This is a genomic window from Rhodococcus sp. P4_C10 (assembly GCF_056402135.1).
In genome coordinates, this window is sequence record NZ_JBFUHZ010000067.1 from 1 (window position 1) to 13,511 (window position 13,511).

Below are 13,511 nucleotides of genomic sequence, written 5' to 3' on the forward strand. Positions count from 1 at the left end.
GCCCCACAGCGCCTGCCGCCGCGAGCCGGCGAAGCAGCCCAGTGCCCCGGCCGTGGCGAGCGACTCGGCCTGCGCGGTGCTCAGCCCCACCCGGCCCGTCAGGTCCAGCAGCGAGGCGAACGGGCCGCCCTCCTGCCGGGCCTCGACGATCTTCTCCGCGAGCGCCGATCCGATGTGCCGCACCGCGCCGAGACCCAGGCGCACCTCGGCGCCCCCGCGCTCGAGTCCGGCGTGGGCGAGGGAGGCGTTCACGTCCGGCCCGTGCACCCGCACCCCGTGCCTGCGGGCGTCGGCGACCAGCGACTGCGGCGAGTAGAAACCCATCGGCTGGGCTCGCAGCAGCCCCGCGCAGAACGCCGCCGGATGGTGCAGCTTGAACCAAGCCGAGTAGAACACCAGCGAGGCGAAGGACTGCGAATGGCTCTCGGGGAAGCCGAAATTGGCGAAGGCGTAGAGCTTCTCGTAGATCCGGTCGGCCACCTCGCCGGTGATGCCGTGCAGCTCGCGCATGCCGTCGTACAGCCGGCCCCTGAGCCGCTCCATCCGCTCCGGCGACCGCTTCGACCCCATCGCCCGGCGCAACTGGTCGGCCTCGGCGGCGGTGAACCCGGCGACGTCCACCGCCATCTGCATCAGCTGCTCCTGGAACAGCGGGACGCCGAGGGTGCGCTCGAGCGAGTTCTCCAGCGAGGGATGGTCGTAGGTGACGGGCTCGAGCTTGTTGCGGCGCCGGATGTACGGGTGCACCGAGCCGCCCTGGATGGGGCCGGGCCGGATCAGCGCGACCTCCACCACCAGGTCGTAGAAGGTGCGGGGCCGCAGCCGCGGCAGGGTCGCCATCTGGGCCCGGGACTCCACCTGGAACACGCCGACCGAGTCTGCCCGGCACAGCATCTCGTAGACCGCGGCCTCGGACAGGTCCAGCCGCGCCAGGTCCACCTCGACGCCCTCGTGCTCGGCGACCAGGTCGATCATGTAGTGCAGGGCCGAGAGCATGCCGAGACCGAGCAGGTCGAACTTCACCAGGCCCACCGCGGCGCAGTCGTCCTTGTCCCACTGCAGCACACTGCGGTTCTCCATCCGCGCCCACTCCACCGGGCACACGTCCGCGATCGGCCGGTCGCAGATCACCATCCCCCCGGAGTGGATACCGAGATGCCGTGGGAATCCCTCGATCTCGCCGGCCAGCTCGAGCACCGCTCGCGGGATGTCGGTGTCGGTCTCGTCCTTCACGCCGCTCCAACGGCTGACCTGTTTGCTCCACGCATCCTGCTGGCCCTGCGAGTAGCCCAGCGCGCGGGCCATGTCCCGCACCGCCATCTTGCCGCGGTAGGTGATGACGTTGGCGACCTGCGCGGCGTAGTCGCGGCCGTACCTGCCGTAGACGTACTGGATGGCCTCCTCCCGCCGGTCCGACTCGATGTCCACGTCGATGTCCGGCGGGCCGTCCCGCTCCGGGGAGAGGAACCGCTCGAAGAGCAGCCGGTTCCCCACCGGGTCGACGTTGGTGATCCCGATGGCGTAGCAGACCGCCGAGTTGGCCGCCGACCCCCGGCCCTGACAGAGGATGTCGTTGCGGCGACAGAAGGACACGATGTCGTGGACCACCAGGAAGTAGCCCGGAAACGTCAGCTGGGCAACGATTGTCAGTTCGTGCTCGATCTGCCGGTAGGCGTCGGGACGCTGCTCGGGGGTGCCGTAGCGCCGGAGCGCGCCGGCCATCGTCAGCTCCCGTAGCCAGCTGTCCTCGGTGTGCCCGTCGGGGACGTCGAACGGCGGCAGCCGCGGCGCGATCAACCGCAGGTCGAAGGCGCACTCGCGGCCCAGTTCCGCGGCGGCGAGCACGGCGCCCGGGTGTGCGGCGAACAACCGCGCCATCTCCGCGCCGGAGCGCAGGTGCGCGCCCCCGGTCGGGGCCAGCCAGCCTGCCGCCTCGTCCAGGCTCCGCCGGGACCGCACCGCGGCCATCGCCATCGCCAGCCGTCGCCGGGACGGCCGCGCGAAATGTGCTGCGGTGGAGGCGATGACGGGCAGCCCGCAGCGGTCCGCGAGGTCGGCCAGGACGGCGTTGCGCTCGTCGTCCTCGGCGACGCCCTGGTGGGTGAGCTCGACGGTGACCCGGTCGGACCCGAATCGCTCGACGAGCCCCCGCAACTCGGACTCGGCGGCCGCGGCGCCGCCCTCCGCGAGCGCCGCGCGCACGTGCCCCTTGCGGCAGCCCGTGAGGATCTGCCAGTGCCCGCCCGCGGCGGCGGTCAACGCGTCGAGGTCGTACCGGGGCCGGCCCTTCTCGCCACCGGCCAGGTGCGCCGCGGCGAGCTGCCGGGACAGCCGCCGGTAGCCCTCCCCGCCGCGGGCCAGCACCAGCAGGTGGGTGCCGCCCGGGTCCGCGGCGCCGGTTCGCGGATCGGCCGAACCCGAACCCTGTGGCGGCAGGGACAGCTCGGCCCCGAAGACGGTGCGCATGCCCAGCTCCTTGGCGGCCTCCGCGAACCGCACCACGCCGTAGAGCCCGTCGTGGTCGGTCAGCGCGACCGCCTCGAGGCCGAGCCGGACGGCCTCCTCCACCAGCTCCTCGGGTGGGCTCGCGCCGTCCAGGAAGCTGAAGGCCGAGTGCGCGTGCAGTTCCGCGTAGGGCACGGTCGGCGCCGCGTCCGGGACGATGACGCCGCCGCGGTACTCACCGCGCTTGCGGGACCAGGCCGGGCTGTCGCTGCCGTCGCCGGGGTACATCGCCTCCGGCGGGTTCCGCCCCGGACGACCCGAGAGCACCCGCTCCATCTCCGACCACGTCGGCGGCCCGTTGCCCCAGCCCATTGCCACTCCTTCCCGTCCGCATCCGCACCAGAGAGCTCTGCCTGCGGTGCCCGAGCGGGGAAGTCGCATCGAACGTGCGTTCTATTCTGCGACGCGGGGCGGCGGGGTGTCAACCGGCGGGGCCGGCCGCGGCGCCCCCGCCACGTCACACGACGAGCACGGCGGCGCCGCTCACCCGGCCCTCTCGCAGGTCCGTGAGCGCACGGTCCGCCTCGTCGAACGAGTAGGCGTTGGCGGTGACGAGGAGCCGGTGCGTGCCCGCGAACTCGAGGAACTCCCGGGCGTCCGTGCGGGTGTTGGCGGTGACCGACCGCAGCCGACGTTCCTCGAACAGGTGCCGTTGGTAGTTCAGCCGCGGGATGTCGGACAGGTGGATGCCCGCGACCGCCAGCGTGCCGCCGCGGTCCAGTGCCTCGAGCGCGGGCGGAACGAGCGTGCCGACCGGGGCGAACAGGATCGCCGAGTCCAGCGGCACCGGCGGCGGATCCGCCGCATCCTGCGCCGACGACGCCCCGAGGTCGAGCGCCAGCGCCCGCGCCCGCGCCCCGCGGGTCATCACGTGCACCTCGGCGCCCCGCGCGAGGGCGACCTGCGCGGCGAGGTGTGCGCTGCCGCCGAACCCGTAGATGCCCAGCCTGCCGCCCTCCGGAAGTTCGGCACAGGCCAGTGCCCGGTACCCGATGATCCCGGCGCACAGCAGCGGCGCCAGTTCCTCGTCGAGGTAGCCGTCGGGCAGTCGGTGCGCGAACGCGGCCGGCACGACGGCGTACTCCGCGTAGCCGCCGTCGACGTCCCAGCCGGTGTACCGCGAACCGGGACACAGGTTCTCCCGCCCGGCGAGGCAGTACCGGCACTCCCCGCAGGTCTGCCGGAGCCAGCCGATGCCGATCCGGTCGCCGAGCCCGAATCCCGGGCCCACCTCGCCGCCCCAGTCCACGACCTCGCCGACCACCTCGTGACCGGGCACCACGCCGGGCCGGTGCACCGGCAGGTCGCCCTCGGCCACGTGCAGGTCCGTCCGGCACACGCCGCACACCCGGACCCGCACGAGGAGCTCGTCCGGCCCGGGCGACGGCACCGGCATCGACACCTGATCCAGCGGTCTGCCGCGGATCGGTCCGGGCCGGCGAACCTGCCACCCGGTCATGACGCCGGGAACGTCCATGCGGACAACTCTGCACCCCTGCGCCGCCCGGCACCAGCGTCCGGAGGTGACCGACCGAAAACCCGGACGCCGTCGGTAGAGTCGTGGCGCCGTCCCGACCCCACCTGAAGAGAGCAGCAACATTTATGACGCGCTGGGCCTCGTTCGTCGTCTCCCGGAAATGGTGGGTACTGGTCCTCGCGGTCCTCACCGTCGTGGTCAGCGGGCTGTGGGGACTCGGCGTCTTCTCCAAGCTCAGCCAGGGCGGGTACGTCGACCCGAACAGTGAGGCGGCCCAGGTCAGTTCGCTGGTCCACGACCGCCTCGGGTCGCAGTCCCCCGACATCGTGGCGATCTACACCGCACCCGAGGGCCGGACGCTCGCCGACATCGGCCCCGAGGTCCAGCAGACGCTCGCCGCGTTCAAGGAGCAGGTGCCGACGCGGTCCGTCGTCTCGTACTGGTCCGTGGACCCCGCCTCCGCGGCGCAGCTGACCTCCAACGACGGCACCAAGGCCGTGGCGACCGTCTCGATCGACTGGGACGCCGGGCCGCAGCTCGCCGACCTCGACGAGATGACCCGTGCGCTCAGCCCACCGGGGATCGACGCCCAGTTCGGCGGCGGCACCGTGGTCGGGAACTCGTTCAGCCAGCACCTGCAGCAGGACCTGGTGCGCGCCGAGGCGATCGCTCTGCCCATCACCCTGCTGCTGCTGGTGCTGGTCTTCGGCACCGTCGTGGCCGCCGCAGTCCCGGTGTTCGTCGGCATGCTCACCGTCTTCAGCGCGTTCGCCACGCTCCGCATCCTGACCATGTTCACCGAGGTCAGCTCGTTCGCCCTGAACGTGGCCTCGCTGCTGGGCCTGGGCCTGGCCATCGACTACGGCCTGTTCGTCGTCAGCCGGTACCGGGAGGAACTCGCCGCGGGCAGCGAACCGGGCGAGGCGGTGCGCCGGACCGTCACCACGGCGGGCCGGACGGTGCTGTTCTCCGGTCTGCTGCTGGTGTGCGCCTTCGCCGGCATGCTCGTCTTCCCGCAGGCGGTCATCCGGTCGCTCGGCTTCGGCGCGATCGCCGCGGTGATCAGCGCGGCGCTGCTCTCGCTCACCGCGGTGCCCGCCCTGCTCGCCGTCCTCGGCCACCGGATCAACTCGCTGGCCTGGCGGCGCGGCGCCGTCGAGCGCGGCGAGGAGCGGGCGACCCGGTTCTGGGGCGGCGTCGTCACCCGGGTGATGCGCCGGCCGGTCACCTTCGCGGTCACCATCGTCGCGGGCCTGCTGCTGCTGGCGTCCCCGCTGCTCGGCGCCTCCCTCGGCGAGATCACCTACACCGCACTGCCCCCGGACGATCCCGCCCGGGCGGCCTCGCAGACCCTGGCCACCGAGTTCCCCACCACCGGCGAGGCGGCCAGCGTCCTGGTGCGCGGCGAGGACGGGGCACCGCCGACCACCGCGCAGCTCGCCGACGTCGGCGCCCAGGCCCGCGCCCTCGACGGGGTCAGCCAGGTGCGGATGGTCGCGGCCGCCGACGACTTCGCGCTGCTGCAGGCCACCTACGCCGAGGGCACGGCGCCCGCCGACACCGTGCAGGAACTGCGCGCCATCGACGCGCCGGCCGGCACCGACGTGAAGGTCGGCGGTGGTGCGGCGCTCACCCTCGACGGCAACACCTCCATCGCCGAGAACCTGCCCCTGATGATCGCGATCATGGTCGGCTCCACCCTCGTGCTGCTGTTCCTGGCCTTCGGGTCGGTGGTGCTGCCGGTCAAGGCCGTCGCGATGGCGGGGCTCAGCCTGGCCGCCACCTTCGGCGTGCTCACCTGGGTGTTCCAGGAGGGTCACGGCGCCGCGATGCTGGGCGTGACCCCGAACCCGCTCGAACCGACGTTCGTGGTGCTGATCCTGGCGGTGGTCTTCGGCCTGTCCACCGACTACGAGGTGTTCCTGATGTCCCGGATGGTCGAGGCCCGGGAGAACGGCGCCAGCACCGAGGACGCCGTCCGGATCGGCACCGAACGGACCGGCCGGATCGTCACGGCCGCGGCCGCGCTGCTGATCATCGTGACCGGGGCCTTCACCCTGTCCGGGCTGTCGATCATGCGGTTCCTGGGAGTCGGCATGATCGTCGCGTTGATCATCGACGCCACCGTGGTGCGAATGCTGCTGGTGCCGTCGCTGGTCAAGCTGATGGGCGAGGCCAACTGGTGGGCACCGGCCTGGATGCGGCGGGTGTACGAGAAGGTCGGCATCGGGCACTAGTTCACGGGGCCCGGCGCGCGGACCGCGCGCCGGGTCAGGAGTGCAGCCGGGTCAGGAGTGCAGCGGCGCCAGGAGGACGGGGCTCGGGTCGGTGGGAGTGCTGACGCCCAGGGCCGCGGCCTCGTGCATCGGCAGTCCGACCGCCATCTGCATGGACATCTTCTTCTCGCCGCCCGCGACGAAGCTGCCGGCGGGCATCCTGCTCCCGTCCGGGCGCTCGAGCCACACCGCGTATCGCTGGCCCTGCGGCAGGCCGGTGACGTCGAGGGCGATGCTGGTGCCCCAGTTGCGGTTCTCCACGCTGGCCGAGGCCTGTACACCGGCGGGCGGCTCGGCGAAGGCGACCGACTGAGAGTTGTTGCCCGGCTGGGAGTTCCGCTGCCCGGCGACGACGAAGACTCCCCCCATCGCGACGACCAGCACCGCCGCCGCCGCGGCGAGCCGCACGGTCCGGGCCGAGCGCTTCCGGCGTCGCTCCTGCTCGACCGCGGTGAACACCGCGGAGCGCAGCGCCGGGGGCGGACCGGCGGGCTGATCGTCGACCCGCTCGGGGTCGGCCTGGCGCAGGGCCCGGGCGACGCCGCGCAGTTCGCGCAGTTCGGACCGGCAGTCCGGGCAGCCGTCGAGGTGGGCCTGCAGCGCCACCGCCGCGGCAGGTTCGAGCCGGTCCAGGGCGTACATGCCGAGGTGGGTTCGCATCTGCTGGCAACGGTCAGTAGTCACCGTGCCACCCCATTTCTTCCAGTACGAGTTTGAGGGCCTTGAGACCGTAGTAGACGCGACTGCGGACGGTGCCCTCGGGGATCCCGAGCGCGGCGGCGACCTCGGCGGCCGGCCGGTCGCGCAGGTGCACCTCGACGAGAACCTGCCGGTGCTGCTCGGACAGCCGGCGCAGGGCCTCCTCCACCTGCAGGCCCACCACCAGTTCCTCCAGCGGCTGCGAGGCGCTGGGGGCATCCGCCGGTTCGGCGGCGGCCAACGGCGGCCGGCTGGCCCGGGCGCGGCTGATGTCGATGACGATGTTGCGGCAGATCGAGAACAACCAGGTGCGCAGCGACGCCGTGTCCGGCTGGAAGCTGTGCGCCGCCCGCCAGGCGCGCAGGAACGTCTCCTGCACGGCCTCCTCGGCGCCGCCCGCGTCGCCCAGGGAGCGGTGCGCGAACCGGAACAGCTCCCCGGCGTGGTCCTCGTACGCCGCGCGCAGCGCGGCGTCGTCGCCGAGCCCGCCGGCATGCCGGCGTTGCGAGATCAGCCGCATGCCTTTCACCTCCGCACCATCGTGTCCCCACCGCGCCGGTCACCGGCGAAGTTCTCACCCGGGTATACGGACCGGTCCCTCGAATCCTTCACGGCACCGGGACGACGGGCGAGTGACATGTCACACAGTTGCTCGGTGAACGTGCGCCGCCCCCGCGTCCGTATTCCCGGTCAGCTCGCACAACTGCGATCACGAACGGAAGCGAGACAACGATGAAGAAGCGAACGCTCCTGGCACAGACCGTCGGGCTCGGCGCCGCGCTGGTGTTGCTGTCCGGCTGCGGCAGCGACACCGCCGCGCAGGACGCCCAGCCGACCAGCCCTGCCCCGAAGGCCTCCGCCGCCCCGGCCTCCCCCACCCCCTCCGATGCCGCCCCCGTGGCGCAGCTCGGCGCGACCAGCACCGCCCTCGGCGACGTCGTGACCGACGCGGCCGGCTACACGCTGTACTGGTTCACGCAGGACACCCCGACGACGTCCGCCTGCGTCGGGCAGTGCGCCACGATCTGGCCGCCGACGCTCGGCGTCCCGAAGGCGGCCGACGGGACGGATCTCCCCGGCACGCTGGGCACCGTCACCCGCCCCGACGGCGGGGCGCAGCAGGCTGTGTACGACGGCCGCCCGCTGTACCGGTTCGCGAAGGACGACGCGCCGGGCCAGACCAACGGCGAGGGCGTCAAGGGCCAGTGGCACGTCGCCCTGGTGACCCCGGCGCCGACCGCGCCCGCCACCGCCGGACAGTAGGGACGAGGCGATGGCGGACGACACCGAGCGGCGGATCCTTCGGTCGCGCACGGACGTCAGTCGGCGCGGCGTCCTCCTCGGGTTGGCCGCCGTCGGGGGGATCGCCGCCGTGGACGTCGGCGGTTTCCTCTACGCCAAGGGCTGGTTGACGCCGGACGCGCTGACGCCGTCGCGAATAGCCGACCGCTTCGAACAGCTGGGCGGCAAGCACGAAGGCTTCCGGCGCAACCATGCCAAAGGACTCAGTGCCACTGGGCATTTCGACAGCAACGGGGCCGGCGCCGCGGTGTCCACCGCCGTCGTCTTCCAGCCCGGACGGGTTCCGGTGACCGGCCGGTTCTCGCTCTCGGGAAGCCTGCCCGACGCCGCCGACGCGAGCGCCACCGTCCGCGGCCTGGGGTTGGCGTTCGCGCTGCCGAACGGGGAGCAGTGGCGCACCGCGATGGTCAACCTCCCGGTCTTCCTCGACAGCACCCCGCAAGGCTTCTACGAACGACTGCTCGCCTCCAAACCCCTTGCCGCAACCGGGAAACCCGATCCGGAGAAGATGGCCGAGTTCCTGGCCGGGCACCCGGAGACCGCGGCGGCCATGCAGGTAGTCCGGCAGCACCCGCCGACCTCCGGGTTCGGCGACAGCACCTTCCGCGGACTCAACGCGTTCCGTGTCACCGATGCCGCCGGGGTCACGGCTCCGGTGCGCTGGATGCTCGTCCCCGAGCGACCACCCGTGCCGGCCGGCCAGGCCCAGCCCGGCAAGAACTACCTCTTCGACGAGGTGATCCGCGCGGTCGCCGCCGAACCGCTGCGGTGGCGCCTGGTCCTCACCTTCGGCGAACCCGGCGACCCGACCCACGACGCCACCAAGGCCTGGCCCGAGGGCAGGCGCACCGTCGACGTCGGCACCGTGACGATCGACTCGGTGCAGACCGAGGAGGCGGGCAACGCCCGGGACGTCAACTTCGACCCGCTCGTGCTCCCCGCGGGCATCTCGGCGTCGGACGACCCCCTGCTCAACGCGCGGTCGGCGGTCTACGCCCGGTCCTTCACCCGCCGATCCGGCGAACCCACCCGGCCGAGCGCCGTCACCGTCCAGGAGGTGCTCGATGCCCGCTGAGCCGACCCCCGGCCCTGCCCGGTACGCCCTTCCGTCGCGCCTGCTGCACTGGGTCATGGCGGTCCTGGTCATCGCCCAACTCGTCGTCGGCGCGGCCATGATCGCGTCGCTGACCGACTACGCGCGACTGCGGGCCGTCCACGAACCGCTGGGGATCGCGATCCTCGTCCTGGTGGTGATCCGGATCGGCAACCGGTTGCGTCGCCGGCCGCCGCCGTTCCCGTCCACCATGCGACCCCTGGAACGCCTCGTGGCGAAGGGAACCGAATACCTGCTCTACGCGCTGATGTTGGCGCAGCCGTTGATCGGATGGGCCATGCTCTCGAGCGCGGGGTCCCCGATCGTGATCTACGAAGGCCTGCACCTGCCGGCCATCGCACCGCAGGACGCGGGCACCTACGCGATGTTGCGACAGGCCCACACGGTTCTGGCCTACCTGCTGTTCCTGACGTTCACCGCGCACATGTGCGCGGCCCTGTTCCACACGCTGGTGCTGCGCGACCGACTCCTCGACCGGATGACGCCGCTGCCGGTCCGGTCGAACTAGGGTCCGGCGCGCTCGGTGACCGCGGCGGCGACCACCGCGGTCACCGACTTCGCCAGTGCGCCGCAACTCGGCGGTCGCGCCTCGAGTTCGACGCGGGTGGTCTCGACCGCCCAGGACCGGCCGTCGCGGTGCCGCACCAACGCCCCGGCCTCCCGCCCTCCCACCAGGACGTCCTCGACGGTCAGGTCCGCGTCGGACGCCGAGACCCGTTCCCGCACCGCAATTTCCGCGACCTGGCCGTCCGGGCTCCAGCAGCTGCGCCCGCGCAGGCCCGGCAGGTACACCTCGCCCCGGCCCGCCGCGAGCACCGCCTCGACGCTGGCCTCGGGGCCGAGCCTGCCGTAGGTCAGTCCTGTCGGCAGCAGGATCAGCGACGGCGCGAACCGGTGCCCACCGGTGTGCGAGCACTCCCACACCGCGTCACCGAACCGGTCCGCCAGCGTCGCGGCGACCGGGCGGCCCAGCACCGCGCAGCACTGGTCGCGTTTGCCGTGCGCGCACACCAGCGCGACCGGGTCGCTGACCGGCGTCCCGATTCCCGGCGACGCCGCGGTCAGCGTCAGGTCGAGGTCGAGCAGGTCGGCCGGGTCGGCGACGTCGAACCGCTCGCACCACCCGCCGGCCGGGTCCGGGCGCCCGAACAGCACCGTGCGGCGGGCCGGCCAGGCGGCGCGGCCGGGACGACGGATCAGCAGCAGCCGCACCCCCGCTGCCTCGGTGTGCCGTTGCAGCGCCTCGGACAGGTCCGGGTCGAAGGCCTCGCCGCCGAACACGTCGCGGCCCCACGCCCCCGGGTGTTCCAGGCAGAGCCAGCCGGCGGTCTGCGAGGCGGTGCCGGGCAGCGGTTCGTCCACCGCGGACATCGCCGAACAGGTCGACGCGACCGCCGCGGCGGTCGTCTCGTCGACGCCGGGGGCGTCGTAGTCTGCGGTGCGGGCTGGCTCGGTCACCGCACCATTGTGCCCGCGGCGGTCGTCAGTTCGGCGGGGTGCCCTCCGCGAACATCTGGACGAACTTCTCGATCCGGCGGGCCCGGGTCTCCGGCCTCTTCGCGTCCTGCAGGCGATAGACGACGGCGTACCGGCTGGACTTGTTCATCGTCGCGAAGAACTCCTCCGCCGCGGGTACCTGCGCCAACGCGTCGAGGAAATCCTGCGGCACGGTCGCCGTGGCCTGCCCCTCGTAGGCACGGTCCCAGCGCCCGTCCGCCCGGGCCGCCGCGATCGCGGCCTGCCCGGCGGGCTGCATCAGCCCGTCAGCGATCAGCCGCTCGGTCTTCTCCCGGTTGCGCTTCGACCAGGGACTCCGGGCCCGGCGGGGGGTGAAGCCCCGCAGCCAGAACTCGTCGTCGAGGGGGCGGGCCTGGCCGTCGATCCAGCCGAAGCACAGGGCGATGTCCAGTGCCTGGTCGTAGCTGACACTTGTGTGCCCCGAGTCCTTCTTGGCGAACTTGAGCCAGATCCCGGGCGAGCGGTCGTGCTGTTCAGCGAGCCAGGCGCGAAACGCCTCCGGGTCGGGGAAGTACTCGATGCTGCGTTCGACGGCCATGGCCTCACCGTAGGCGGACGCCCGGTCAATCGCGCCGATTCCGGCGCCCGGCCGCCATGCCCGCCCACACCCGCACGAACCCCTGCGACAGGTACGCGAGCGCGCCGATGCTCAGCACCCACTTGGTGATGCTGACCGTGGAGATCGCCCGCACCCGGGCGTCGGTGATGGCCTCGCGGTGGTCGAGCAGGTGCAGGTCCACCACGTTCTCCACGTAGTCGGCGACCGCGGCCGCCACCGGCGCGACGGCCAGCGCGCGCCGGGTGGCCGGCGACAGGTCGGTCAGCTGCCCGAGCCGCCGCGCGCCGGTGCACAGGGCGACGGCGTAGATCACCGGGTGCACCATGTCCGGCGCGAAATGGCTACGGAAGCGGGCTGTCTCGGACTCGTCCATGCTGTCGAGCACCGCCCGGTAGGACCGCGCGGACAACGCCGTCTGAGTCTGCAGGAGCTTCGGCGCGGTCGGGCCGAGCAGCCGCGCAATGTTGGCCTGCGACAGCACGTATGCCGCCGACCATCCGAGGAGTTTGCCGTCGAGAGCCGTCAGTGCCATGCCGCGACCCTAGCCTCGATGCGCCGGCCCGATCCGGGCGTTACCGTTGTTCACGTCGTCGATGTTGACGGATCGGGACGCCGTGTTTGACGGCATGGGACGGGAGAGCACAGTTGCCGAGGTTGCGTAGCGCGGTCTTGAACGGATACCTCGAGGTGGCGAAGTCAGTCGGGTTGAACCCGTACCCGCTGATGCGGGTCTCCGGACTGGACCCGGCGACGTTCTCCGCCACCGAGGGGTGGATCGAGGCGAAGTGCGTGGTCGAGCTGTTCGAACTCTCCGCGCTGCAGTCCGGCTGCGACGACTTCGGCGTCAGGATGTTGGGCAACCGCGGCGTGTCGAACCTGGGCCCGGTCGGCCTGATCGCTCGCGAGGAGCCGGACGTGCGCAGTGCGATGGGAATCGTGCTGCGCCACATGAGCTTGCACAACGAGGCAATCCTCCTGGACCTGACCGAATCGGGGGGCCTGGCCACGATCCAGGTCCGGCCGGCGACCGACATGACGCTCGGACGCCAGTCCACCGAACTGGTCGTCGCGTCGATCTTCCGGATCCTGTCCGACTTCCTGCCCGACGGATGGCTGCCCGTGGCCACCTGCTTCGCCCACGGAGCCCCCGCCAACGGGGAGGTGCATGCCCGCGTGTTCGGCCCGTCGATCTACTACGACCACGAGATCGACGGGATCATCATCGCGACCGGCGACCTGGACGCACCGAACCGCCTGTCGAACCCGGTCCTGCGACCGTTCGCGCAGGAGTACCTCGGGCTGCTGGCGCCGCGCGAGAACTCCTCCACCGCCGGGCAGGTTCGGGACCTGATCGCCACCCTGCTGCCGACGGAGCACTGCTCGGTCACCCGCATCGCACACAGCCTGCGGATGGACAGGCGGACCCTGCACCGGCGACTGGCACAGTCGGGCGAGACGTACTCCTCCATCCTCGACTCGGTTCGCAAGGAGCACGCCACGGCGTCCATCGCGCGGGGAGACCGCTCCTTCACCGAGATCTCCTCGGAGCTGGGGTTCTCGGAACTGAGCGCGTTCTCCCGGTGGTTCCGCCAACAGTTCGGGGTCAGCCCGAAGGCCTGGTCCGTCGACCAGGGCCAGCCTGTCCCAGAACGTCAATAATATTGACCTAATCCGTCAAATGTGACGCCGCCGGGCTGCCTACAGTGATTCACATCACCCCAAGCCCCGGCCGTAGCCCGCATCACAGATGGAGTCCTGGCATGAATTTCCACGACGACGCATTCTTCCCCGAGAACCAGGACAAGCTGGTCATCACCGTCGCCCCGTACGGCCCGGAGTGGGCGGTCGAGGACTTCCCCGAGGACCTGCCCCTGACGATGGACGAGCACGTCCAGCAGGCCGTCGACTGCTACGAGGCCGGCGCCACCGTGCTGCACATCCACGTCCGCGAGGAGGACGGCAAGGGCTCCAAGCGCCTGTCGAAGTTCAACGAGCTCCTCGGCCGCCTCCGCGAGGCCGTGCCGGACATGATCCTGCAGGTCGGCGGCTCCATCTCCTTCG

At 72.0% G+C, this 13,511-nt stretch carries 13 protein-coding genes; 6 read left to right on the forward strand and 7 right to left on the reverse strand.

What is annotated here, in order from left to right; all coding sequences use genetic code 11:
* The coding region (locus tag AC1DWC_RS25570; protein WP_477912557.1) for an error-prone DNA polymerase at nucleotides 1-2,817 on the reverse strand (2,817 nt) is incomplete at its 3' end.
* A gap of 145 nt (nucleotides 2,818-2,962) precedes the next feature.
* Nucleotides 2,963-3,964, reverse strand: coding sequence for a zinc-binding alcohol dehydrogenase family protein (locus tag AC1DWC_RS25575; RefSeq protein WP_477912579.1), 1,002 nt, complete (start codon nucleotides 3,962-3,964; stop codon nucleotides 2,963-2,965).
* A gap of 143 nt (nucleotides 3,965-4,107) precedes the next feature.
* Here AC1DWC_RS25575 and AC1DWC_RS25580 point away from each other — a divergent pair, with 143 nt between their 5' ends.
* A complete protein-coding gene (locus tag AC1DWC_RS25580) occupies nucleotides 4,108-6,219 on the forward strand; it encodes an MMPL family transporter (RefSeq protein WP_477912559.1) in 2,112 nt (703 codons plus the stop codon).
* 51 nt (nucleotides 6,220-6,270) lie between these two features.
* Here the strand turns inward: AC1DWC_RS25580 and AC1DWC_RS25585 are convergent, their stop codons facing one another.
* A complete protein-coding gene (locus AC1DWC_RS25585) occupies nucleotides 6,271-6,942 on the reverse strand; it encodes an anti-sigma factor (RefSeq protein ID WP_477912561.1) in 672 nt (223 codons plus the stop codon).
* Nucleotides 6,932-7,477, reverse strand: coding sequence for a sigma-70 family RNA polymerase sigma factor (locus AC1DWC_RS25590; RefSeq protein WP_477912563.1), 546 nt, complete (start codon nucleotides 7,475-7,477; stop codon nucleotides 6,932-6,934). The genes AC1DWC_RS25585 and AC1DWC_RS25590 overlap by 11 nt, the downstream gene beginning before the upstream one ends.
* 212 nt (nucleotides 7,478-7,689) lie before the next feature.
* Here AC1DWC_RS25590 and AC1DWC_RS25595 point away from each other — a divergent pair, with 212 nt between their 5' ends.
* From AC1DWC_RS25595 to AC1DWC_RS25605, 3 genes are read left to right on the forward strand one after another with little or no spacing between them, the layout of a single operon-like run.
* A complete protein-coding gene (locus tag AC1DWC_RS25595; RefSeq protein WP_477912565.1) occupies nucleotides 7,690-8,220 on the forward strand; it encodes a COG4315 family predicted lipoprotein in 531 nt (176 codons plus the stop codon).
* A gap of 10 nt (nucleotides 8,221-8,230) precedes the next feature.
* Entirely contained in the window at nucleotides 8,231-9,334 is a 1,104-nt protein-coding gene (locus AC1DWC_RS25600; protein ID WP_477912567.1) for a catalase family peroxidase, read from the forward strand.
* Nucleotides 9,324-9,881, forward strand: a complete 558-nt coding sequence (locus AC1DWC_RS25605) for a cytochrome b (RefSeq protein ID WP_477912569.1) — start codon at nucleotides 9,324-9,326, stop codon at nucleotides 9,879-9,881. The genes AC1DWC_RS25600 and AC1DWC_RS25605 overlap by 11 nt, the downstream gene beginning before the upstream one ends.
* Here the strand turns inward: AC1DWC_RS25605 and AC1DWC_RS25610 are convergent.
* The 3 genes from AC1DWC_RS25610 to AC1DWC_RS25620 form a co-directional block, all read right to left on the reverse strand.
* Nucleotides 9,878-10,744: a sucrase ferredoxin gene (locus AC1DWC_RS25610; RefSeq protein ID WP_477912581.1), complete on the reverse strand. Its 867-nt coding sequence runs from the start codon at nucleotides 10,742-10,744 to the stop codon at nucleotides 9,878-9,880. The two genes, AC1DWC_RS25605 and AC1DWC_RS25610, sit on opposite strands and share 4 nt — an antisense overlap.
* A 112-nt stretch (nucleotides 10,745-10,856) precedes the next feature.
* A complete protein-coding gene (locus AC1DWC_RS25615; RefSeq protein ID WP_477912571.1) occupies nucleotides 10,857-11,429 on the reverse strand; it encodes a YdeI/OmpD-associated family protein in 573 nt (190 codons plus the stop codon).
* Nucleotides 11,430-11,454: 25 nt separating this feature from the next.
* Nucleotides 11,455-11,982 (reverse strand): hypothetical protein, encoded by a 528-nt coding sequence (locus tag AC1DWC_RS25620; protein WP_477912573.1) that lies wholly within the window; start codon nucleotides 11,980-11,982, stop codon nucleotides 11,455-11,457.
* Nucleotides 11,983-12,137: 155 nt separating this feature from the next.
* Between AC1DWC_RS25620 and AC1DWC_RS25625 the strand changes: the two genes are divergently transcribed.
* A complete protein-coding gene (locus AC1DWC_RS25625) occupies nucleotides 12,138-13,109 on the forward strand; it encodes an AraC family transcriptional regulator (protein ID WP_477912575.1) in 972 nt (323 codons plus the stop codon).
* 101 nt (nucleotides 13,110-13,210) lie between these two features.
* Nucleotides 13,211-13,511: 3-keto-5-aminohexanoate cleavage protein (locus tag AC1DWC_RS25630; protein ID WP_477912577.1), on the forward strand; the 301-nt coding region annotated here is incomplete at its 3' end.

Bases quoted from the DNA above. Each gene is read 5' to 3' on its own strand.
- AC1DWC_RS25590 (WP_477912563.1), bottom strand. From the start codon at position 7,477: ATGCGGCTGATCTCGCAACGCCGGCATGCCGGCGGGCTCGGCGACGAC.
- AC1DWC_RS25595 (WP_477912565.1), top strand. From the start codon at position 7,690: ATGAAGAAGCGAACGCTCCTGGCACAGACCGTCGGGCTCGGCGCCGCG.
- AC1DWC_RS25575 (WP_477912579.1), bottom strand. From the start codon at position 3,964: ATGACCGGGTGGCAGGTTCGCCGGCCCGGACCGATCCGCGGCAGACCG.
- AC1DWC_RS25620 (WP_477912573.1), bottom strand. From the start codon at position 11,982: ATGGCACTGACGGCTCTCGACGGCAAACTCCTCGGATGGTCGGCGGCA.
- AC1DWC_RS25580 (WP_477912559.1), top strand. From the start codon at position 4,108: ATGACGCGCTGGGCCTCGTTCGTCGTCTCCCGGAAATGGTGGGTACTG.
- AC1DWC_RS25605 (WP_477912569.1), top strand. From the start codon at position 9,324: ATGCCCGCTGAGCCGACCCCCGGCCCTGCCCGGTACGCCCTTCCGTCG.
- AC1DWC_RS25600 (WP_477912567.1), top strand. From the start codon at position 8,231: ATGGCGGACGACACCGAGCGGCGGATCCTTCGGTCGCGCACGGACGTC.
- AC1DWC_RS25615 (WP_477912571.1), bottom strand. From the start codon at position 11,429: ATGGCCGTCGAACGCAGCATCGAGTACTTCCCCGACCCGGAGGCGTTT.
- AC1DWC_RS25610 (WP_477912581.1), bottom strand. From the start codon at position 10,744: ATGTCCGCGGTGGACGAACCGCTGCCCGGCACCGCCTCGCAGACCGCC.